Origin of the sequence: Neobacillus niacini (assembly GCF_030817695.1) — a bacterium.
Lineage (GTDB): Bacteria > Bacillota > Bacilli > Bacillales > Cytobacillaceae > Neobacillus > Neobacillus niacini_F.
Map to the genome: position 1 here is coordinate 632566 of NZ_JAUSZQ010000002.1, position 20139 is coordinate 652704.

Here is a 20139-nt window from a genome sequence, read left to right on the forward strand (position 1 = left end):
GGGTCGAACCGCCTTTATGATGGTTATTGGTGCTCATTAACCGGCGTATGTTGGGTATTTTTAAGCTTTTCCTCCATGATTTTAATGTCATTTTTAAATAACTTGAAAAGTACGTCTTCTTCACCAAATAACAGAATTTGGTCGCCTTCGTGTATTTTTGTCTGATAGATATTTCTTCTAAGTTTTAATTCGCCTCTTTTAATAAACAATACAACAAACTCTAACTCGTCATGATCATGGATCACTTGATTGATCTGTTTATGAAAGAGAGAAGATTCTTTATAGATATGTAGATTTAGCAGCTTGTCTTGTTTTTCGGACATAAAGATATCTCTCATTGGCAGATCACCAAGTTCAATATTCTGTTTCATTTCTTGCTTAAAAAACTTGGACAGCTTAGTTTGCACAGTTTTCAGCTTTAAAATAGCAAAGACAAGCAGAACACCGCCTGCACCATAGAAAATCTCTTTTGTTCGAAGACCCTCTGATAAAATCGCACTAATCGATGAAATGATAACAGCAAGTGAGAAGGCCCCGAATAGGATTAGAAATGTGGCTAGTTTCCTGCGAACCGGGTGACCTAAAATCAGCTCAGACTCTCCAGTCGTAAAACCAGTACCTGTCATTAATGAAATAACCTGAAACCTGGAAACCTCCAATTTCAGGTCGGTTAGCCGAAAAAGAACCACAAAAATTTCGATGACAGCCGTAATGATGATGAAATAGATGAGTAAAAATAATAGATTCATTTTTTCACCTCTGAATCCAAAAAATTGGCTGGGGTACAAAGCACCCCAACCTTTTTATCACTGCATTTTCTCCTAAATAAACGAACAGTTCGTGTGACTTACTAGTTAAATACCCGATATATCTTGCCTTAAACCTTTTAAAATAACTTTTTAAAAGTATTTCGATAGATTACGAGTATTTCAAAACGATTAAATAGAGAAAAAGGAGTTTTAGAATGGTCATTAGGTGGTACTACATAAACAAGGTTACACGTTCACCTTGATGATGAATCAGATTTTCTACAAGCTTCTTTTCTTGAAATGAGATGTAAAGGAGGTCTTTATATGAAACGAGTTTTATCGATGAAAGGACTTTTAACGGTTTTAGGAATGGGAGTATCGGTCGCAAAGTGGTTCGCGTCTAAACCCAACAGAATGAAAGTAAAAAATATACTTGGAAAATTGAACATTACACCTACGGTTAATAAGAAATAAACATTTCCTAATAGAAATAAGAAAATCAAAAGACGTGCGGTGCTCCGCATGTCTTTTTGCATACCTACTCAATTTTGTAAATGTGGGATTAGCTTCATGAAAGAACGGGTATTTACCCTTAAAGGGTTTCGCTAATTGGAGGTGAGGAACATGCTGCAAACGAAGGCGTTTCGATTTGGTTACGGTCTTTTGCTTATTTTTTTAATTATTTTTATAGCAATGAAAATTGATTTTATTTTCCAGCCTGTCTTTTTACTTGTCCAAACATTGTTTTTCCCCTTCTTGTTGTCCGGGGTGCTCTATTACTTGTTTCGCCCGCTGGTAAATTATCTTCAGTTAAAAAATATTCCAAGAACATTTTCTATCCTGTTGATCTATGTACTATTCGGTGTATTAATCGCATTATTAATCTTTCTTGGCGGCCCCGTTCTGAAAGAGCAAATGAAGAGTTTCGTCGATAGCACGCCTCAACTTATGGAGGACATACCCGACAAAGTGACTGAGCTCGAGCAGAATAAATGGATCAATCAGTTACAAGAAAATGACAGTGTTAATTTAGAAAAGGCTTCCGAAGCGATTAAAAAGTCGGTTTCTTCAAGTCTCGCTGCTATTGGAACAAATTTAATGAATATCATCGGGATACTCGCGAGTATTGTAACGGTCTTAGTGACTGTTCCGTTTATTCTCTATTACATGTTAAAGGAAGGCGAAAAGGCGCCTCAGTATATTCTTCGTTTCTTGCCAGCCCAGCAGCAGAAAAATGGACGAAAGATATTAGCAGATTTAGATGAGGCGCTCAGTTCTTATATCCAAGGACAAATTCTTGTTAGTTTTTGTATAGGTGTCATGCTTTTTATCGGTTATTTGATTATTGACCTTGACTACTCCCTTCTTCTTGCAATTTTTTCGATGTTCACCAATGTCATCCCGTTTATCGGTCCAATCCTTGCAGTTACTCCTGCACTGATTATTGCATGTATCGAATCACCGATTATGGTGGTAAAAGTCCTCATTGTTATGATTGTCGTCCAACAGATTGAAGGGCACATTATTTCACCTCAGGTGATGGGGAAAAAGCTAGAGATTCATCCGCTCACGATTATATCCTTGTTACTTGCAGCGGGACGTATAGGAGGGGTTCTCGGGTTAATCATAGCAGTTCCCGTGTATGCGGTCATAAAGGTGATCGTCCACCATACCTATCGGTTATGGAAGCTGAGAAAAGAGAAATCAATAGAGGATAAAATCATCAACGGGGAAAACCATGATGAGACTCAAGTCTACAATGATGCGATATTTTAAATAGGCTCTGTTAAAACTGAATGTTGATTTCACTGTGTTTGGAAAATAAACGGAGAATTTCCGTTTATTTTGGGAAATACCTATATTTCCTTAAAAATAGGCGGAGTTTTTCCGCTTATTGTATCCAAATCCTTGGAATTTGTCTTATTTAAAGCAGTTAACCGGAATATCTCCGCTTATATCTGCTTCTTAAGCTTCCTCTATATACAATAGCCGGAAATTCTCCGCCTATGAATTCTCAACCCTACACGAAAATCAACTATGAGTAATAACAGAGCCTTTAAATAAAATCAACAAGTTGTATGACAGAGTTTCAAGTTTAGACAGTAATGGGTAAATAAAAGGAAATACGTTAGGGAGGGAAAAGAAATGTTATCAAAAGAAGAGCTGAGCTATTTTAAGAAAAAATTACTGCAGCTTAAAGAAGAAACCACCCAAATGGTAGAAGCCAGTCAGCCTTTAGCGTTCGAGGATGACGGAGAATTAACAAGCTATGATAATCATTTTGCGGATACGGCTACACAATTAGAAGAACGAGAAAAACAAAAGATTTTGCATGATACAGCTAGCAATCTCCTTGAAGAAGTGAATGAGGCTTTGGAGCGGATTAAGAGAGGAACTTATGGCGTTTGTGTCGATACTGGCGAACCCATTTCCTATGAAAGGCTTAAAGCCCTGCCGTATGCCAAACGAACGGTAGAAGCGCAAAAAGAGCAGGAGCAAGAGAAAGTGGCTAGCCTTCCGGAGGATCCGTCATTTTTAACCCCGGAGGAAGATGTAAGAGGAGATAAGCGGATTCAAACCGTGGATGAACTAATAAGCGTGCATGGAAATTCATCATCATAAAATTTATTCGTAAATAAAAAATGTCTTCTTTTCGAGAGAAAGGAAGACATTTTTAGGTAGATAATCGAAAATAAAAAAAGAGTTGGGGTCTAAGGATCCCAACTCATGCTCTATTATTGAATTTTCTCATTGTAAAATTGAACGGCATACTGTGCACCCTCACTGACCATTTCGTTATCGGGAAGATCCTTCGGGTGCGGATTGCCGGCCTTTTCGATTGGAAGTTGCTCTGATTTCTCGTATACGTTCGGTATCACCTTACGTTTCAAGTCTCGTAACATACTTTCGGCTTTAATTCGGTTAGGTTTGTTTGATAGCCATACTGCTGACGCTCCAATTCCTACTGCTACCAGTGAGCCCATACTTACGCTCTTTTTCATCATGAAAACCTCCTTTGAATTTGGACTTGTTTTTTACATACCCGTTTCATTTCTCTATGAAACATTTTTTTACGTTTGATTTACTCTTTTTAAGGGAATCAAAGGATTGACCTGGGAGGAGGGATTAGGATGGAGAGAAATGTCAATTTTGATCAATGGAAATGGGTTCAATTAAATAAGAATGAGCTAAATGCAGTGTGGGATCAGGAGACCATGCTATCAAACTGGTTAATGAGTGTTCGGAAAAACGATAACAATTGCGTGAAAGTGCATGGGTTGATCGATGAGGAAAGGGTTGTGAATGGGTCGCTTATTTATAGACAAAATGTAGATGAGGAAGAAGACCATCAAATCTTTCATTTCTATATAACTAGCAATACCTTATTTACGGTTGATTTAGAATTTACCACTTTTAAACAACTGGACCCAGAAGTCATGCTGCGGCAGCTAAATAAAGCGGAGAATGCAGTCGATGGCTTTTTATTTTTGCTGGGAGAGCTGGTTAATGACTTACTCTCCGAGATTGACCAGTTTGAGGAGTCACTCTATAAACTGATGTGGGGTTTGAAAAAGAGGAATGAAATGCGGATTTTGGAACATGTCTTTCATCAGCGTCATGAACTGTTGGTTTGTAAAAATCTATTGATTCCAGTCCAAGAGCTGAAAATGGCGATAGACGAAACGGATTTTCCAAACGTCAACAACGGAGAAATTTTTACCCGGACGTGCAAGCGGATTGACCGGGCGATGGTACTGATACGGGAGTATGAGGAGGAATTAGACTCGATTATTCATTTAGAAGAGGTTATATCCTCCCATCGGGGCAATGAAATTATGAAAACCTTAACGGTCCTGACAATCGTTTTCACTCCGATTATGGCATTAGGGGCGCTATGGGGAATGAATTTTAAACATATGCCTGAGCTCGAGTGGAAGTATGGCTACCTTGTTGCACTTCTTTCCATCGGTTTGTCGACCGTACTTCTCTATGGATACATAAGAACAAAAGGCTGGACAGGCGATCTTTTAAAAGGGAAAAAGAAAGGTTCCTTTTTTCATTGAAAAAGGTTTGAGTCTTGCCCTATCGGGTACAACACTATCAAGGTTAGAAACTAGCTAACCTGATCATCACGAAAGAGTAGAAAGAGGGTGGTTGAAGTATGTGGTTGCATGTTCGGTAAGACCGATAGGAATGAAAGACAGCAATCGAAAAGGAGGAAACTAACATGGGTAAAAATTATGTAGATGACAAGGAATTGGAATCTTTACGCCGTAAGGATGAAAATGAATTTATCGACAATAACGAAAAAGGACGAACGGGATATAACGACGGTAAAGATCCTTCGATGAAGCAAGAGTTCCCTGGCGATGAGATTGTGGAAGATTTACGAGAGATGTCACGTCAGCAGGGGCAAAAAGATGGCGACCCAGCCTTTTTAAGCGGTGAAAATGTCCAACAAGAGAATGACAGGCTAAGATATGGTGATTCGATTTCCAAGAATGCTGCTAAAGAATTTCAGCAAGGGAATGAAGATTCGAGATCGGAATCGAAGAATAAAAGTAACTATTAAAATCGTAACTGATTCTTAATCTACCATACACAACCTTTACTATATAAGGAGGCTTGCACAAATCGGTGCAAGCCTCTTTCATCTATCTAAATCACTACTATTCAACTAGGAATTTGTGTCTATTCGTAACTCTTTCTTGCTCTGGTATAATGCTAGAAAAATATTTTTTTAAAAAATAGGTTTAGCTTTCTATTATAGAGGGTATGTAAAACAATAAATATTTTCAGAGGTGATGGTATGAAAGTTAATATAGAAAAACACCAGAGTGATGATAAGAAAATTTTCGTGAGTGTTTCTGGAGAAATCGACGCGTATACAGCGCCGAAGCTTCGAGAGGAGTTACTGCCACTTACGGAGGGCAAGAATAAAGTGATTACGGTGAATCTAAAGGATGTCTCCTACATGGACAGTACTGGACTTGGAGTGTTTGTAGGGCTGCTCAAGCAGTTGAACAATAATGAGGGAGAACTAAAACTGGTTGAGTTATCAGACCGCTTGAAACGGTTATTTAAAATTACTGGTTTGAGTACGATTATGAACATTGAAGAGGATGGGGGACGATGAAACAAGTGATGGATTATGTCGAAATGAAGATTCCAGCCAAACCAGAGTATGTTGGTGTGATTCGATTAACGATTTCAGGAATAGCCAGCAATATGGGTTATACATATGAGCAAATTGAGGATATTAAAATTGCTGTAAGTGAAGCGTGCACAAATGCGGTACAGCATGCTTATCCGGATGAGGAAAGCGGAGAAGTGATTGTCGGCTTCGGCATTTATGAGGATAAATTAGAAACGATGGTTGCTGACAGCGGTCAGAGCTTTAATTTTTTACAGACAAAAAGTGAACTTGGCCCATATACAGAGTCAAGTACAGTCGACCAATTAACAGAGGGAGGGTTAGGTCTGTTTCTGATTGAAACGCTCATGGATGAAGTCCGTGTGTCAAATACTTCCGGAGTAACGGTCTTCATGGTGAAGTATCTAGGCGAGGAGCGTGAAAATCATGACAAAGCCACCTCAGACCGCGAAACGAACTAAGGAAGAAATATATGCATTGATCCAGGAGTTTCAGGAGAACGAGAGCGAGACTGCCCAAATCCAGTTAGTGGAGCAGTACACCAATCTGATCGGAAGCATTGCAAGAAAATACTCCAAGGGCAGGAATTTGCATGAAGATATCGTGCAGGTAGGGATGATTGGATTATTGTCGAGTATTAGACGGTTCGACCCTAGCACGGGGAATCCATTTGAGGCCTATTTAGTTCCGATGGTAATTGGTGAAATTAAACGATTTTTAAGGGACAAGACGTGGGATGTTCATGTACCGCGACGAATAAAAGAAACGTGGCCAAAATTAAATGGAGCTGTGGACGAGCTGACTAATCGCTATCAACGCTCACCAAAGATCCATGAGATTGCTGAGTATTTAGGGATTTCTGAAGAGGAAGTTCTCGAAACAATGGAGTTAGGAAAAGGATATCAAACCGCCTCTGTGGACCAAACGATTGAAACTGGTTCCGATGGCAGCGGGGTTACAGCGTTAGACGTGATCGGTTCAGAGGATAAAGGGTATGAAAAAGTCGATCAGCAGCTGCTGGTGGAGAGTGCCCTTCATGTATTGGATGATAGGGAAAAGCAAATTATTCAGTGGACGTTTATCGATAACAAAAGCCAGCGTGAAGTGGGGGAATCCCTGGGAATTTCGCAAATGCATGTATCCCGCCTGCAAAAAAAGGCGATTGAAAAATTGCGGAAGGTTCTTGCTGCTAACCCCAAACAAGACGGTTCGACCTAGTAAACGGCCTGACCCTTAAAACGTACGGAGGTCAGGCGTCATCTTTTGCAAAAGGGGGAAAGCCCAATGCCAATGAAGATTGTCGTTGTAGATGATAATAAAACAAACCTAATAATTGTCGAGAAAATCCTGAGGAAAGCTGGCTATAATAGGTTGCTTATGCTGTCATCTGCAGCGGAGTTATATCAGTATTTGCAGCTTGATACACCTAATCCCGGCGATGTACCGGTAGACCTAATTTTAATGGATATGATGATGCCGGAAATTGATGGCATTGAAGCCTGCCGCACAGTATTGGCCAACGAACGTTTTTCCGACCTGCCGATTATTTTTGTAACGGCGATGGGAGATTCCAATAAGATGGCCGAGGCGATGGATGCGGGAGCGCTTGACTATGTAATGAAGCCAATTAATAAAATCGAGCTACTCGCCCGGATTCGATCCGTTCTGCGGTTAAAGCAAGAAAAAGACTTGCGGAAGGAACGGGACCGGCGCATTCAATATGAACTCGACCTGGCGAGGCAGGTGCAAAGAAGCATGCTCAGCGGCCCCCTTCAGGAAAAGGATATCAGCATTTCTTCTGTGTACCGGCCTACCTTTGAGCTTGCCGGCGATTTCTATGCCTGGTATCAGATTAGCCCAAATCAATATGGCGTCATTTTGCTTGATATGATGGGTCACGGGATTTCATCCTCTCTTGTAGGGATGTACATATATTCTGCGTTAAAAGATACGATTACGGGAATCGCAGATCCAGAAAAGGTCGTGAAGGAACTGAATAGGCGGATGATTCAGCTTCATACCCCTGATAGTTTAATGAACTACTATTTTACAGCGATTTACTTTGTCCTTGATACAAAAAAACAAACGATTGAGTACGTTAATGCTGGTCATCCTGTGGGGATTGCGATTGTCGACCAGGAAGTGAAACTTTTAACAGAAGGTTCGTGCGCACTCGGTTTTTTTGAGGAGATTGACGTCACCAAAGGGGTCATTCCTTATTCCGAATCTGCCCGGATTCTCCTTTTTACGGATGGGTTATCAGAATGGCTGGAGGAGAAATACGAGGATTCAACGGATAAGCTGATTGGCGCTTTGGAGGCGGGGGATATGCAAGATCCTGCGGCGTTGCTTCATCAGCTGCAGCCAGGCTGGGAGCGGATTAATCCTCCAAAAGATGATATGTGTCTCGTATTGATTTCTACAAATGCTTCATCATAAAAGGGTGTCAGCGTTTTGGCTGACACCCCCATTATGTTTTTTACTCGCCTAGGTAAGCTTCAAACATCCATCTATGTTTTTCTAATGAAGTGCGAATATGAACGAGCATATCGGCAGTTGGCTGATCTTCATTTTCCTCGGCAAGCGAGATTCCTTCCGTCAGTTCGTTACAAATCGTTTCAAAATCATCGGCCAGTGATTGGACCATTTGCTGGGCATCTTCATCACCTTTCGCTTCTTTTAATGTGGTAAGTTCCAGGACATCCGTAAGGGTTGCCACTGGTAATGCCCTTTGCGACAGCATTCTTTCCGCTATCGTATCAAGATGCAAGGCAGCTTCTTTGTAAAGTTCCTCAAATTTAACGTGCAGAGTGAAAAAGTTCTCTCCCTTTACATACCAGTGGAAATGATGCAGTTTCATATGAAGAACCGAAAAGTTCGCCACCTGCCTGTTAAGAGTATCGGTTACGGAATTGTTTTTCGATTTCGTTTTAGTAGTTGTTGCCATAATTTTAGCCTCCTATTATTGTAGTGTCCCTATTTAGATACCCTCTTGACCACCATTTGAAACTAGTGAAATTTTTATAGCAGCAGGTTGGGTCCTATTTCCCATTGGGTGAGATTGCTAGAAACGATATGATAGAGTCAGCTAAATTTTTACAAAGGGGGAAGCGTAGAATGAAGGGATTCCATTTCAATATCCATACGAAAATTATTGCAGGCTATTTATTCATTTTGATTTGCTTAGTCCTTTCCCTGCTGATCGTTATGAATCGGATGTCGGCGATGCAAAAAGAGGTCGATTTTGTAACGCAGCATGATATGGAGGTTCACAATATAGCAAATGAGATACAAAAAAATGTCTTAGATATGGAAACAGGGATGAGAGGGTATGTGATTACCGGTAATGAAGAATACCTCGAGCCCTATAATTCAGCCAGCCGGAACTGGCTTGAAAACTACAATACACTCCATTCCCTGCTGGCAGATGACGGGGCGCAGCAGCGGAAATTAGATGAAATGAAACCGCTGATTATGAACTACGCTAACGGTACAGCAGAATTCTTGGTTAATCAAAAAAAGAGAAATAACCAGATTGCTATAGATGAGTACTTTAAGGATAATACAGGCAAACAGAAAACGGATGAACTTCGGGAGCATTTCGATTCCTTTCTTGAAAATCAAACGAAGCTGACAAACCAGCGTGTGGAGCAGTTGAGCCAGGATAATAACAATTTAAAAATTACGTTGTACGCCCTTATCATAGTGGTTACCTTGATTACGATTGCAACGGCGGTAATTCTGTCAAGTTCGATTGTCAAAACGATTAAGCAGGTAGTCCACACGATTAAAAGTGTTACGGATTCAAAAGAAACTGAAGTAGACCTTTCCACCAGAATCGAGGTCAGCACACATGATGAAACCCTCGAACTAGCAGAAGCGATGAACGAGCTTCTCAGCAATCTAGAGAAACAGAATTGGGTCCAGAAAAGCGTAGCGGAAATCTCGACCATGTACCAGGGAATGACGGACCTGACAGAATTAACGCACGCTTTTATCACCAAGTTGACTCCAATGCTGGAGGCGGTCTACGGCGTTGTTTACCTGCGCAGAAATCAAGGCAGTGAAGTTCGATATGTGAAAGAGGCCGGTTATGCCATTGTCACTGAAGAAAAGGCTGCGGCGAGTTTCCGGTTAGGAGAAGGGTTAATTGGTCAGGCGGCAATGGATAAAAGAATCTTCCTGACTGATAAGCTGCCAGAGGAACATTTTAAAGTTGCATCGGGTCTAGGAGAATCATCTCCGCGTAATCTTTTGGTTGCGCCGATTTTAGTCGATGGCAGGGTGGAAGCGGTAGTTGAGTTTGCGGCGTTTCAACCGTTTAATGCACAGCATTTAACCTTATTGGATTTGCTTCAGGATAAGTTCGGTTCTGCGATTACCAATGTAGCCGGACGGATGGAAGTGGAAAGGCTGCTTGGGGAATCACAGGTGTTAACCGAAGAACTTCAGGCACAGTCAGAGGAACTTCAAGCCCAATCAGAAGAACTGCAAATGCAGCAGGAACAGCTGCGGATTACCAATGAATATTTAGAAGAACAGAAGCATTACGCCGAACAAAGGGCGTTTGAGCTGAAAAAAGCCAAGGATGAACTGGAGGACTATTCTAGGAAACTGCAGATGAGCTCGCAGTATAAAACGGATTTTCTCGCGAATATGTCACATGAGCTGCGTACGCCATTAAACAGTATTCTAATTCTATCTCAGATGCTGATGGAGAATGACGGGGAAATGGATTCATCAGAAGTGATGGATTCCTCCCGGGTCATCTATACGGCCGGAAGTGATTTGCTGCGGCTGATTGATGATATCCTCGATTTATCAAAAATTGAAGCAGGTAAGATTGAAATTTTAAAAGATGAAGTGAACGTGACGGAAATTCCACAGATGATGAAGAACATGTTTGATCCGGTTGCAGAAAAAAAGAATCTAACCTTTGAGGTGCATACAGCTGCAAATGTCCCTGCTGTGATTACAACAGACGGGCAGCGCCTGCAGCAAATTTGGAAGAATCTATTGTCGAATGCCTTTAAGTTTACCGAACAAGGTTCCGTAACAGTAAACATTGACCTTGCTAGGCCAGAAAAGGTCGAGGAATTGTTGCATGGTCTGGATGAGGAGGAAATGGTACTTGCCATCTCTGTGACTGATACAGGTATTGGAATCGCTAAGGAGAAGCAGCAAATTATCTTTGAGGCATTTCAACAGGTGGATGGCACGACCAACCGGCAATTTGGCGGGACTGGTTTGGGGTTATCGATATGCCGTGAATTTACCCGTTTACTTGGCGGTGCGATTACGGTTGAAAGCGAGCCGGATAAAGGAAGCACGTTTACCCTGTATATCCCTGGCAGACTGGAAGCAGCCGAATATGCTCGTCGGCTTAACCAATTGGCGCTTGATGAGGTGGCAGTAAGTGTAGTTGAGGTGGCAGAGGAACAGCAGCCTGACATTGAAGAAGAATCAGAAACGGTTGAGGTGGTGGAAGCGGAGGCTTCTGATGACCAGTTATTTAAAGGGAAGAAAGTGTTGTTAGCAGAAGATGATCGCCGGAATGTATATGCACTTGTAGCTGCTCTGGAGAAAAAAGGAGTGAAGGTTCAAGTCGCGGAGAACGGGAAGCGGGCGATTGAATTGTTACAAGAGCAAGCAGATTTTGACCTCGTGTTCATGGATATCATGATGCCGGTGATGGGCGGCTATGAAGCGATGAAGGCGATTAGGCAGGACTTGGAAATGGAAAGACTGCCGATTATTGCGCTGACGGCCAAGGCGATGAAAGGCGAACGTGACAAGTGTATGGAAGCTGGTGCTTCCGATTATATTATGAAACCATTAAATATCAATCAGTTATTCTCGTTAATGCGAGTATGGCTGACACAGCAGGTGAATGAAGATTGAACAAAACAACGAAGGAAATTGTAACAGAAATCAATCTGTTGGAGCCAAATGAGCTTCAGGAAATCGAAATCAAATTGCTGCTTGAGGGCTTGTATCAAATGTATGGATATGACTTCCGAGGCTATGTCAGGGGTTCGATTGGCCGGAGGATATTAAACCGGATGAAGGCGGAGCGGCTTCCAACGATTACGGCTTTATTGGAAAAAGTGCTCCACGAACCAGGGGTATTGGAGCGGCTGTTAAATGATTTCTCCATCCGGATGACGGAAATGTATCGAGATCCAAGTTTTTTTGCCGCCTTTCGAAACGAAGTGGTGCCATTGCTTCGGGAGCTTCCTGAGATCCGGATTTGGCATGCCGGCTGCGCGACGGGTGAGGAGGTTTATTCCATGGCCATCCTTTTGCAGGAGGAGGGTCTGCTGGAGAAAACAAGAATTTACGCTACAGATATGAATGAGAAAGCCCTTATGGCTGCGCAAAAGGGAGCGTTTCCGCTGAAAAAAATGCAGCAATATACGAAGAATTACTTGAAAGCGGGCGGGAAAATGGCGTTTTCCGAGTACTATATAACGGACCATCAGTTTGCCTATTTTTCACCCAGCTTGAACGAGAACCTCATTTTTGCCCAGCACAATTTGGTGAGTGACAGCTCGTTTAATGAATTTCATGTAATACTATGCCGCAATGTCATGATCTATTTTGATAACACCCTGCAGCAACAGGTTCATGGCCTGTTCTATGACAGCCTGGCGGACGGCGGATTCATTGGCCTGGGAAGTAAAGAATCGATTCTAGGCATGCCAAAGGGTATGAAATATGTTGAATTTAATACGTATGAAAAAATATATCGGAAAAAAGTAGATGCCTGACCCTGTGTCAGGCATCTTTTTTAATGTTTGATAGGGTTATTGAAGGGGTATTTCTTTTAAAAAGACTGTGAGGGGAACTCCTATGAAAATAAGAATCGAGACTTTCTTTGTCATCATCATGTTTTTTTTCTGCTGGATGGTTCTTTTTACAAGATTCCCTTTTTGGTGGAAAGCCATATGTATCAGTTTGTATGCAGGGATTATTTTATTCACGGTGGCGAAGTTATGGCTTCAAAATCGGCCAGTACCGAAAACGCTGTTATGGACATGCCTGTTAATGTTAGTACCTGTTTTCGGCTATATGTTCTATATCTATTCAGGTCAATTACTCTTTAAAGGGAAACTTTTTAGGAGCAAGCGTGCTAGCGACCGCGAGTTATTTGAGGCCCTCGGTAAAAATACGCGTCCCTTAGAGGTACCGCCCACTTTCAATGATCATCAACGAGGTTTTGTTAGGTATCTTGAACGGGTGACTTTAACCGATCAAAACCAGAATACAAGTACTAAAATTTTAAAAAATGGCGAAGAAACTTTTGAAGAGGTGAAACAGAGGTTAAGGGAAGCAAAGGACTTTATTCATTTAGAGTATTACATCTTTCGCTATGACCGGCTGGGTCAGGAGCTGATGGAGATTTTGACTGCGAAAGTAAAGGAAGGGGTCGAGGTCAGGCTGATCTACGACGCGTTCGGAAGTTTCGCCCTTTCCGAACAGGATAAAAGGAAAATGGCCGACTCCGGCATTCAGATTCACCCGTTTCTGCCGCTTAAATTCGGATGGATTACGCAGAAGTTCAATTTCCGCAATCATCGAAAAATCATTGTCATTGATGGGAAAGTTGGATTTGTCGGCGGCTTGAATGTCGGCGTCGAATATCTTGGTGAGGATCACAAGATTGGTTTTTGGTGTGATACGCATGTTTTGCTGGAAGGAGAAGCGGTCCAGACACTACATGCTGTTTTTTTATTAGATTGGAAGTATGTTAGTGGAGAGAAATTGTTTGAAGATCCCCGGTATCTCGTGTCGGATCCGGTTAAAGGGGATGGTCTTGTTCACGTCGTCGCTAGTGGACCGGAAACCCGGGACATGGGTGATCATTTTTACGCCTTGATTTCGAGTGCAATAGAATCGATTTGGATTGCGACACCGTACTTTATTCCAAACCAGGCCATTATGACAGCACTAAAGGTGGCTGCGAAAAAAGGCATTCAAGTGCGGCTCATGGTGCCTGAGAGCAATGACGGTTTCTTCACCCAATATGCCACTCAATCCTACTTTCCGGAACTCCTTCGTGCAGGGGTTGAACTCTACACCTACCAAAAAGGCTTCTTACATAAAAAAGTGATTATTGTCGATGGAGATATGGCCACGATTGGAACAGCGAATATGGACCTGCGCAGTTTTCATTTGAACTTTGAGGTTAATTTGTTTTTAACAGGCTCAGGCAGTATTGACGACCTTGTTACTCATTTTGAAGAGGACCTTAAAGAATGCAGGCGTGTAAGGCCGGTTGCATTTTATAAGAGAGGGTTGAGGGTTAAATGGAAAGAATCCTTTGCCCGGCTGTTCTCGGGTTTGCTCTAAGAGGAGGCATCTGTTTATGACAGGTGCCTTTTATGTGGGGATAAGAGTTAATTGCGGGGAAGCAGGGGGTTGGAGTGACTGAGATGAAAAGTGCGAAATCGGATAAGGGAAGGTAAAACAAATTCGAAGAGAGCGTAAAAAAGAAGACTGCAGCATTTTGCAGTCTTCCCTTCGTTCTATATTATGCTTTTCGTCTAATCATTCTTAACACAATACTCAGGATAAGCACAAAGACGATCGCACCGAGGAGGGCTGGTAAGATGTAAAATCCTCCAATGACAGGTCCAAAGCCGCCTAAAGCGGAACCAATCCAGGCCCCGATGAACCCTGCAATGATATTTCCGATTACTCCGCCTGGAACATCACGCCCCAGAATCACTCCTGCTAACCAACCGATAATTCCTCCAATAAGTAATGACCAAATAAATCCCATGAAAATCTCTCCTTTCTATTTTTCATCTAAGCTTGGTTGTTAAATACCCTAAATTTTAGGTGCTAAACTTATAAATGAAAAAACTTATCACGATTTTGTTCTAAACGACCCTTTAATCGGTTCTCAGGGTTGTTCATAAGCGATCCCAGATAACGCTGGCAAACCTTTAACTCGTATGATAATCGAATAAATCCTTCGCGATCACGGTCATCCAGACACTGGTCAATCTTCTGTTTTAACAAACTAATCTTTGTAATTAATTCTGCTTTTGTCTTCATCTTATACCTCCCATAATCCTTTTTTAAAATAACTAAAAGTTTAATACCCTAATATCTGTTGATTGAAACTTTTTTAAAAAATAGGTTTGGTTGATTAAAGATGCGGATATATAACAGGTACAAGCTGACACATCAGCTGACAAATAAGTTTTGAGGAGGAATATATATGGAAAACGTAAAGATTGTAGAAAATGGACTCGAGGCAAAAAGGGAAATCGCTAATTTTATGATGGAGGGATTCACAAAGGATGAAATTTATCTATTAGCTCATGACGAAAACCGTTCTGAACACCTAACGGATGCACTGGATATAAGCCCTGTAGGTGTTGGGGAGCAGGGGTTCTTCGAATCGATTGCCAACGTATTTCGTTCGCGAGGGGATGAACTTCGTGCAAAGTTAGAGTCACTAGGGTTATCTGAAGCGGCGGCAGAACGTTGTGAAGAACAAATGGATCATGGAAAAGTCGTTGTCGTTGCAACTAAAGTAGCTTAAATAAAAATCAAAGAGGTGAAATAATCATGAAGAGGTCTAATCAAAGTGTTGAGAAATTAAAAGGATTTCGAAAACGAGCGAGGCATAAAAACAACGAGAGCCAGTCACTCATGCATTATTTTAGAAAACCAATTATTCATAAGGAGATCCACGGCGACAGAGTATACGTTCCGTTAAGAATCAGCAGGATTTGGAATGGAATCTAAACAACATCAAATTTACCTATTAACTGCCTAAACACTGATTGTCATACACATAACCAGTGTTTAGGCAGTTAATGCGTTAAAAATTTGCTATAATAAAAACGAAACTTTTAAAGTTCTCATCCGTCAGTATGGTATGCACATATTTATGCATAAACGCAGTTTTTTGCATAAATGGTGACAGGCACCGAAGGAGGGGTTTGATGGAGAATTTTGGACAGGTTGCGTTGTTGAGTATTTTTTCGCATCTGGTGTTTATTGCGTTGGCGTGGTGGGCGCTGCAGTCGATTCGCTTGGATAAGCTGCTGAAACCGAATCATGTTTTTCAGGCGCGATTACTTTATATATTGTTGGCGATTGTGGTTGGATCGTCGGTTAGTAACTTCTTCCTAGACTACCTTTCTTGGTCGCGGCAGTTACCATTAATCTTACAATACATACAACTGGTAAAAATTTAGGTCTTCGTACATGTATCTTTTTTGTGAAAAATTGAGTACAATTCTCTTTGTGTGAAAAAAAGTGCAATCTAAAGAAAAAGTTAACAACTTAGAAAATAGATGGATATACAGTTAAGCAAATCAAAATGGCTTCGTACTAGAGTAATGAAATGCAGAAACTTGAACCTATCTGACGCAGGAACTAGTTAATTTTTCCAAAAAATCTTCTGCATCAAAAAGCTTGTCCAAAAGTGTCGACATTTCCCAAGTATGCTATTCCTCCCCTTGGTAACAATGGTAGTAAGGGGGAGAGTAGAGATGAAGAGAAAAACAAAGGTACTTTTTAGTATAAGTTTATTGGTGATGATTGGTTTGATTGCGGTGCTTGGCAGTCGGTTAACGGCAGCAAGTAGTGAGCCTGATTTGGTAAAAATCGCTGACGCTTTTCAAACAGAAGATATTTTGCTCGAAGAATGGTCGTATTATGCACGGGAGCATTTGGTTGACCTGACGACACAGAAAGAAGTGCAGGAATATGTTAAGGAGCTTAAGCAAAAGTTTCCTGATTGGGATTGGTCCACAAGTCAGACCAGCGAAAAATGGGAAGTAACAGCAGTATCTCCAACTTCTAAACACCACACAGAAATGCTTCAGATTATGGCAACCCACACAAAACAACCTGTTAATGCGTATATAGTATATAGGGTCAGCGGTAACGAGTGGAACAAGGAGATGGAGTCCTTTTTCACGAAGGATCAAGTCAAAAATAGGCTTTCTGACATATTTCGAGGAAATCCAACAATTTTCTCTGGTATGAAGGGCAGCATCAGTGATAAGATGGATAAAGCAGTTCCGACTATAACTAGTGACTTGATGGAAATTTTTGATGCAAAAGAAATCGAAGCGTTAAAAGAGGATAATTTCATGTCTGTATCGGCGAACTCGCCAATTTTTTCAGACTCCATAGCGCGGGACATGAATTTACAAATTGGGATACGCTCCGAAGGATTGGGCGCTAAGACTACCATTGTAGTTGGCACACCAATCATTACGATTGAATATTAATATAGAGAAAATGGACGCGGAGGGGAATACTCTTGGAAAAGATCATCGTCCGCGGCGGACAAAGGCTATATGGAACCGTAAAAGTAGAAGGTGCAAAAAATGCGGTCCTGCCTGTACTCGCTGCCACATTATTAGCAAGTGACGGAAAAAGTGTAATTCGTGATGTACCTACACTCTCCGATGTATACACAATTAATGAAGTATTGCGCAACTTGAATGCTGAGGTTGCCTTTGACAATAATACAGTTGTCGTTGATGCATCTAGAGTGTTGAAAGAAGAAGCGCCGTTTGAATATGTTCGTAAAATGCGTGCATCTGTTCTCGTAATGGGATCCTTATTGGCGCGCAATGGTCGTGCGCGTGTGGCACTTCCAGGCGGATGTGCGATTGGTTCTAGACCAATTGACCAGCACCTTAAAGGTTTTGAGGCAATGGGCGCAAAGGTTAAAGTTGGAAATGGTTTTATCGAAGCGGAGGTTGACGGCCGCTTAAAGGGTGCAAAGATTTACTTGGATTTCCCAAGTGTTGGTGCAACTGAAAATATCATGATGGCGGCAACGTTAGCTAAAGGTACTACCGTCATTGAGAACGTAGCGAAGGAACCGGAAATCGTTGACCTAGCGAATTTCTTGAATAAAATGGGCGCAAATGTCCGCGGCGCAGGCACGGGCACTCTTCGTATTGAAGGTGTTGATGTACTGTTTGGCGCTGACCACAACATCATTCCTGACCGTATCGAAGCGGGAACTTTCATGGTTGCTAGTGCCATTACGGGCGGAAATGTCCTTGTACAAGGCGCTGTTCCTGAACACCTTTCTTCTTTAATTGCAAAAATGGAAGAAATGGGCGTTACGATTATTGAAGAAGGTGATGGCGTCCGCGTCATCGGTCCTGAAAAGCTTAAAGCTGTTGATATTAAAACAATGCCGCATCCAGGTTTCCCAACAGATATGCAATCACAAATGATGGCTCTTTTACTTCGTGCAGAAGGCACATCAATGATCACTGAAACGGTGTTCGAAAACCGCTTCATGCATGTTGAGGAATTCCGCCGGATGAATGCCGATATTAAGATTGAAGGACGTTCAGTCATTCTTAACGGTCCTTCTAACTTACAAGGTGCTGAAGTTTCTGCAACGGATCTTCGTGCAGCTGCGGCTTTGATTTTAACAGGGTTGGTTTCTGAAGGTAATACACGCGTAACGGAACTAAAGCATTTAGACCGTGGTTACGTTGACTTCCATGGAAAATTAGCTTCATTAGGTGCGGATATCGAACGTGTCAAGGAAGCTGAGGAAGTTTTTACAGAAGTAAATAGTTATATTAGCGATTTGAACGCGTAATTTATAAGAGCCGAAGAGGGTATCTCTTCGGTTTTTTATTTTTATGTATATTTGTTTTCTGAATATTCTAGAATCTATTTTTAGTCATAAAAGCTTGTCCGCCTCCATATGATGGAATGAGAAAGCAGCCCAGGTTGGGGTGCGCAAATTTCATAATTGGAGGCTCCTACATGAAAAAATTCAAACCACTCATCCTACTAGCGTCATTCTTATTTGCCCTCACCTTACTCATTCCAGCTGTTTTAGTACTGCCTTTTGGGGATGGAAAGGTCAGCGGTAAATTAGGTGAAGACCTATCCACCGAGGCCCCAAATAACGAAACTGTATCTACCGCCGATGCCGCAGTCGAAGTGGCAGTTTACCGCTCCTCTGTCGGACAAATCGATAACGTTCCACTAGAAGACTATCTTGTTGGGGTGGTGGCCGCGGAAATGCCGGTTGAATTCAAGGAGGAAGCCTTGAAGGCACAAGCCCTGACTGCGAGAACCTATATCGTAAAAAAAATGCTAAGCAAAGACAATGTTGATGTCCCTGAAGGTGCTCAGGTAACGGACACCCAGCTCCATCAGGTCTATCTAAGCGAAGAGCAAATGAGAAATAACTGGGGCATGGAGTTTGAATCGAACTACGCGAAGATCCTTTCTGCCGTTCGGGCCACGAGCGGTCAAATCTTAACCTATGATGGTGAGGCCATCGACGCCTCCTTCTTCTCCACCAGTAATGGCTATACCGAAAACTCTGAGGACTACTGGAACAATGAAATGCCGTACCTGCGTAGCGTATCAAGCCCATGGGACAAAAATTCTCCAAAATTTAATTCTGTTAAGGAGATTACCGTTAAACAATTTGAAGCGGCACTTGGGGTTAAGTTGGGGTCAAGCGGGACAATTGGAAAAATAGTTGAGCGGACGGCTGGCAAGCGGGTTGCCAAAGTCGATTTCAGCGGCAAGGTTCTGACGGGAAAAGAGATTCGTGAAAAATTGGATTTACGATCGTCGGATTTTGACTGGGAACGGAAAGGTAACAACATTGTCATTACCACCCGCGGCTTCGGGCATGGCGTCGGTATGAGCCAGTACGGCGCAAACGGCATGGCTGCCGATGGGAAGGACTATCAAGAGATTGTGAAGCACTATTATCAGGGGGTTGAAGTCACCTCAGCGGATAGCATGATTGCGACGATTACGGCGCAGAAATAAGATTTGGGAGCCAGGCCTTGTGGGTCTGGTTTTTTTGTGGGTGGGGGAGGTTTGGCACGTAAAAAGGAATTTTGGAACGTAAAATTAGAAAACGGCACATAAACTATAAATTTGGCACGTAAATCACAGAATCGGCACGTAAGCGGGGTTTTCCTTAAAAAAGGTCATAAATCTTTGAACTAGAATTAATGGGTAAGACAAAGATAACACCTCGAACATGTTTAAAAAACATAAACAATGACTTGAGCCCGGCGTTCGCCAGGCTTTTTGGTGGGTTTGGCACGTAAAAAAGAATTTTGGAACGTAAATTTAGAAAACGGCGCGTAAACTATAAATTTGGCACGTAAATCACAGAATCGGTACGTTCCAATCGAAATAATCATAAATCTGACACAAGTTTCGGCAGGATTCTGTGATACATTAGCTGAATTT

The 20139-nt window shown here is 41.9% G+C and carries 23 protein-coding genes; 18 read left to right on the forward strand and 5 right to left on the reverse strand.

Annotated elements, in window-relative coordinates; translation table 11 throughout:
• Window positions 1-23 precede the first annotated feature (23 nt).
• Complete coding sequence (locus tag QFZ28_RS03400; protein WP_307193341.1) at window positions 24-749, reverse strand: hypothetical protein; 726 nt, start codon at window positions 747-749, stop codon at window positions 24-26.
• Between the two features lie 324 nt (window positions 750-1073).
• Between QFZ28_RS03400 and QFZ28_RS03405 the strand changes: the two genes are divergently transcribed.
• The 3 genes from QFZ28_RS03405 to QFZ28_RS03415 all read left to right on the forward strand — a co-directional run bounded on the left by QFZ28_RS03405 (window position 1074) and on the right by QFZ28_RS03415 (window position 3371).
• Window positions 1074-1223, forward strand: a complete 150-nt coding sequence (locus QFZ28_RS03405; RefSeq protein ID WP_307193342.1) for a hypothetical protein — start codon at window positions 1074-1076, stop codon at window positions 1221-1223.
• 150 nt (window positions 1224-1373) lie between these two features.
• Entirely contained in the window at window positions 1374-2525 is a 1152-nt protein-coding gene (locus tag QFZ28_RS03410; RefSeq protein ID WP_307193343.1) for an AI-2E family transporter, read from the forward strand.
• Window positions 2526-2894: 369 nt separating this feature from the next.
• Window positions 2895-3371: a TraR/DksA C4-type zinc finger protein gene (locus QFZ28_RS03415; RefSeq protein ID WP_307193344.1), complete on the forward strand. Its 477-nt coding sequence runs from the start codon at window positions 2895-2897 to the stop codon at window positions 3369-3371.
• A gap of 113 nt (window positions 3372-3484) precedes the next feature.
• Here the strand turns inward: QFZ28_RS03415 and QFZ28_RS03420 are convergent, their stop codons facing one another.
• Window positions 3485-3751, reverse strand: coding sequence for a hypothetical protein (locus QFZ28_RS03420; RefSeq protein WP_307193345.1), 267 nt, complete (start codon window positions 3749-3751; stop codon window positions 3485-3487).
• Window positions 3752-3880: 129 nt separating this feature from the next.
• Here QFZ28_RS03420 and QFZ28_RS03425 point away from each other — a divergent pair, with 129 nt between their 5' ends.
• The 6 genes from QFZ28_RS03425 (at window position 3881) to QFZ28_RS03450 (ending at window position 8343) form a co-directional block, all read left to right on the forward strand.
• Window positions 3881-4813, forward strand: coding sequence for a magnesium transporter CorA family protein (locus QFZ28_RS03425; protein ID WP_307193346.1), 933 nt, complete (start codon window positions 3881-3883; stop codon window positions 4811-4813).
• 164 nt (window positions 4814-4977) lie between these two features.
• Window positions 4978-5322 (forward strand): hypothetical protein, encoded by a 345-nt coding sequence (locus tag QFZ28_RS03430; protein WP_307193347.1) that lies wholly within the window; start codon window positions 4978-4980, stop codon window positions 5320-5322.
• Window positions 5323-5559: 237 nt separating this feature from the next.
• Window positions 5560-5886: an anti-sigma factor antagonist gene (locus QFZ28_RS03435; protein ID WP_307193348.1), complete on the forward strand. Its 327-nt coding sequence runs from the start codon at window positions 5560-5562 to the stop codon at window positions 5884-5886.
• Window positions 5883-6365 (forward strand): anti-sigma B factor RsbW, encoded by a 483-nt coding sequence (rsbW, locus tag QFZ28_RS03440; protein WP_307193349.1) that lies wholly within the window; start codon window positions 5883-5885, stop codon window positions 6363-6365. The genes QFZ28_RS03435 and rsbW overlap by 4 nt, the downstream gene beginning before the upstream one ends.
• A complete protein-coding gene (gene sigB, locus QFZ28_RS03445) occupies window positions 6331-7122 on the forward strand; it encodes an RNA polymerase sigma factor SigB (protein ID WP_307193350.1) in 792 nt (263 codons plus the stop codon). Before rsbW ends, sigB begins: the two co-directional genes overlap by 35 nt.
• Window positions 7123-7194: 72 nt before the next feature.
• On the forward strand, window positions 7195-8343 hold the full coding sequence (locus QFZ28_RS03450) for a PP2C family protein-serine/threonine phosphatase (RefSeq protein ID WP_373428107.1): 1149 nt from the start codon (window positions 7195-7197) through the stop codon (window positions 8341-8343).
• 40 nt (window positions 8344-8383) lie between these two features.
• Here the strand turns inward: QFZ28_RS03450 and QFZ28_RS03455 are convergent, their stop codons facing one another.
• Window positions 8384-8851, reverse strand: coding sequence for a Dps family protein (locus QFZ28_RS03455; RefSeq protein ID WP_307193352.1), 468 nt, complete (start codon window positions 8849-8851; stop codon window positions 8384-8386).
• A gap of 170 nt (window positions 8852-9021) precedes the next feature.
• Here QFZ28_RS03455 and QFZ28_RS03460 point away from each other — a divergent pair, with 170 nt between their 5' ends.
• The 3 genes from QFZ28_RS03460 to cls all read left to right on the forward strand — a co-directional run bounded on the left by QFZ28_RS03460 (window position 9022) and on the right by cls (window position 14256).
• Window positions 9022-11805 carry a CHASE3 domain-containing protein gene (locus QFZ28_RS03460; RefSeq protein ID WP_307193353.1) on the forward strand — a complete coding sequence of 928 codons (2784 nt, stop codon included), beginning with the start codon at window positions 9022-9024 and terminating at the stop codon, window positions 11803-11805.
• On the forward strand, window positions 11802-12674 hold the full coding sequence (locus QFZ28_RS03465; RefSeq protein ID WP_373428037.1) for a CheR family methyltransferase: 873 nt from the start codon (window positions 11802-11804) through the stop codon (window positions 12672-12674). The genes QFZ28_RS03460 and QFZ28_RS03465 overlap by 4 nt, the downstream gene beginning before the upstream one ends.
• A gap of 82 nt (window positions 12675-12756) precedes the next feature.
• On the forward strand, window positions 12757-14256 hold the full coding sequence (gene cls, locus QFZ28_RS03470; protein WP_307193354.1) for a cardiolipin synthase: 1500 nt from the start codon (window positions 12757-12759) through the stop codon (window positions 14254-14256).
• Window positions 14257-14437: 181 nt separating this feature from the next.
• Here the strand turns inward: cls and QFZ28_RS03475 are convergent, their stop codons facing one another.
• Together QFZ28_RS03475 and QFZ28_RS03480 are read right to left on the reverse strand one after the other, a co-directional pair.
• Window positions 14438-14689, reverse strand: a complete 252-nt coding sequence (locus QFZ28_RS03475; RefSeq protein WP_307193355.1) for a GlsB/YeaQ/YmgE family stress response membrane protein — start codon at window positions 14687-14689, stop codon at window positions 14438-14440.
• A gap of 68 nt (window positions 14690-14757) precedes the next feature.
• Window positions 14758-14967, reverse strand: coding sequence for an IDEAL domain-containing protein (locus QFZ28_RS03480; RefSeq protein ID WP_307193356.1), 210 nt, complete (start codon window positions 14965-14967; stop codon window positions 14758-14760).
• A 166-nt stretch (window positions 14968-15133) separates the two neighbouring features.
• Between QFZ28_RS03480 and QFZ28_RS03485 the strand changes: the two genes are divergently transcribed.
• The 6 genes from QFZ28_RS03485 (at window position 15134) to spoIID (ending at window position 19707) form a co-directional block, all read left to right on the forward strand.
• On the forward strand, window positions 15134-15460 hold the full coding sequence (locus QFZ28_RS03485; RefSeq protein ID WP_307193357.1) for a general stress protein: 327 nt from the start codon (window positions 15134-15136) through the stop codon (window positions 15458-15460).
• 26 nt (window positions 15461-15486) lie between these two features.
• Window positions 15487-15666, forward strand: a complete 180-nt coding sequence (locus tag QFZ28_RS03490) for a hypothetical protein (RefSeq protein WP_307193358.1) — start codon at window positions 15487-15489, stop codon at window positions 15664-15666.
• Between the two features lie 197 nt (window positions 15667-15863).
• Window positions 15864-16121: a DUF1146 family protein gene (locus QFZ28_RS03495; protein WP_307193359.1), complete on the forward strand. Its 258-nt coding sequence runs from the start codon at window positions 15864-15866 to the stop codon at window positions 16119-16121.
• A gap of 297 nt (window positions 16122-16418) precedes the next feature.
• Window positions 16419-17165 carry a YwmB family TATA-box binding protein gene (locus tag QFZ28_RS03500; RefSeq protein ID WP_307193360.1) on the forward strand — a complete coding sequence of 249 codons (747 nt, stop codon included), beginning with the start codon at window positions 16419-16421 and terminating at the stop codon, window positions 17163-17165.
• A gap of 32 nt (window positions 17166-17197) precedes the next feature.
• Window positions 17198-18508: a UDP-N-acetylglucosamine 1-carboxyvinyltransferase gene (gene murA, locus QFZ28_RS03505; RefSeq protein WP_307193361.1), complete on the forward strand. Its 1311-nt coding sequence runs from the start codon at window positions 17198-17200 to the stop codon at window positions 18506-18508.
• Window positions 18509-18678: 170 nt separating this feature from the next.
• A complete protein-coding gene (gene spoIID / locus QFZ28_RS03510) occupies window positions 18679-19707 on the forward strand; it encodes a stage II sporulation protein D (RefSeq protein WP_307193362.1) in 1029 nt (342 codons plus the stop codon).
• Window positions 19708-20139: the final 432 nt, after the last annotated feature.

What these genes read in the sequence shown, in the direction of transcription:
- spoIID (WP_307193362.1), top strand. Translation starts at nt 18,679, where the DNA reads ATGAAAAAATTCAAACCACTCATCCTACTAGCGTCATTCTTATTTGCC.
- QFZ28_RS03405 (WP_307193342.1), top strand. Translation starts at nt 1,074, where the DNA reads ATGAAACGAGTTTTATCGATGAAAGGACTTTTAACGGTTTTAGGAATG.
- QFZ28_RS03455 (WP_307193352.1), bottom strand. Translation starts at nt 8,851, where the DNA reads ATGGCAACAACTACTAAAACGAAATCGAAAAACAATTCCGTAACCGAT.
- QFZ28_RS03500 (WP_307193360.1), top strand. Translation starts at nt 16,419, where the DNA reads ATGAAGAGAAAAACAAAGGTACTTTTTAGTATAAGTTTATTGGTGATG.
- QFZ28_RS03480 (WP_307193356.1), bottom strand. Translation starts at nt 14,967, where the DNA reads ATGAAGACAAAAGCAGAATTAATTACAAAGATTAGTTTGTTAAAACAG.
- QFZ28_RS03460 (WP_307193353.1), top strand. Translation starts at nt 9,022, where the DNA reads ATGAAGGGATTCCATTTCAATATCCATACGAAAATTATTGCAGGCTAT.
- QFZ28_RS03415 (WP_307193344.1), top strand. Translation starts at nt 2,895, where the DNA reads ATGTTATCAAAAGAAGAGCTGAGCTATTTTAAGAAAAAATTACTGCAG.
- QFZ28_RS03425 (WP_307193346.1), top strand. Translation starts at nt 3,881, where the DNA reads ATGGAGAGAAATGTCAATTTTGATCAATGGAAATGGGTTCAATTAAAT.
- QFZ28_RS03490 (WP_307193358.1), top strand. Translation starts at nt 15,487, where the DNA reads ATGAAGAGGTCTAATCAAAGTGTTGAGAAATTAAAAGGATTTCGAAAA.
- rsbW (WP_307193349.1), top strand. Translation starts at nt 5,883, where the DNA reads ATGAAACAAGTGATGGATTATGTCGAAATGAAGATTCCAGCCAAACCA.
- QFZ28_RS03485 (WP_307193357.1), top strand. Translation starts at nt 15,134, where the DNA reads ATGGAAAACGTAAAGATTGTAGAAAATGGACTCGAGGCAAAAAGGGAA.
- QFZ28_RS03435 (WP_307193348.1), top strand. Translation starts at nt 5,560, where the DNA reads ATGAAAGTTAATATAGAAAAACACCAGAGTGATGATAAGAAAATTTTC.
- QFZ28_RS03430 (WP_307193347.1), top strand. Translation starts at nt 4,978, where the DNA reads ATGGGTAAAAATTATGTAGATGACAAGGAATTGGAATCTTTACGCCGT.
- QFZ28_RS03410 (WP_307193343.1), top strand. Translation starts at nt 1,374, where the DNA reads ATGCTGCAAACGAAGGCGTTTCGATTTGGTTACGGTCTTTTGCTTATT.
- QFZ28_RS03450 (WP_373428107.1), top strand. Translation starts at nt 7,195, where the DNA reads ATGAAGATTGTCGTTGTAGATGATAATAAAACAAACCTAATAATTGTC.
- cls (WP_307193354.1), top strand. Translation starts at nt 12,757, where the DNA reads ATGAAAATAAGAATCGAGACTTTCTTTGTCATCATCATGTTTTTTTTC.
- QFZ28_RS03420 (WP_307193345.1), bottom strand. Translation starts at nt 3,751, where the DNA reads ATGAAAAAGAGCGTAAGTATGGGCTCACTGGTAGCAGTAGGAATTGGA.
- sigB (WP_307193350.1), top strand. Translation starts at nt 6,331, where the DNA reads ATGACAAAGCCACCTCAGACCGCGAAACGAACTAAGGAAGAAATATAT.
- QFZ28_RS03400 (WP_307193341.1), bottom strand. Translation starts at nt 749, where the DNA reads ATGAATCTATTATTTTTACTCATCTATTTCATCATCATTACGGCTGTC.
- QFZ28_RS03475 (WP_307193355.1), bottom strand. Translation starts at nt 14,689, where the DNA reads ATGGGATTTATTTGGTCATTACTTATTGGAGGAATTATCGGTTGGTTA.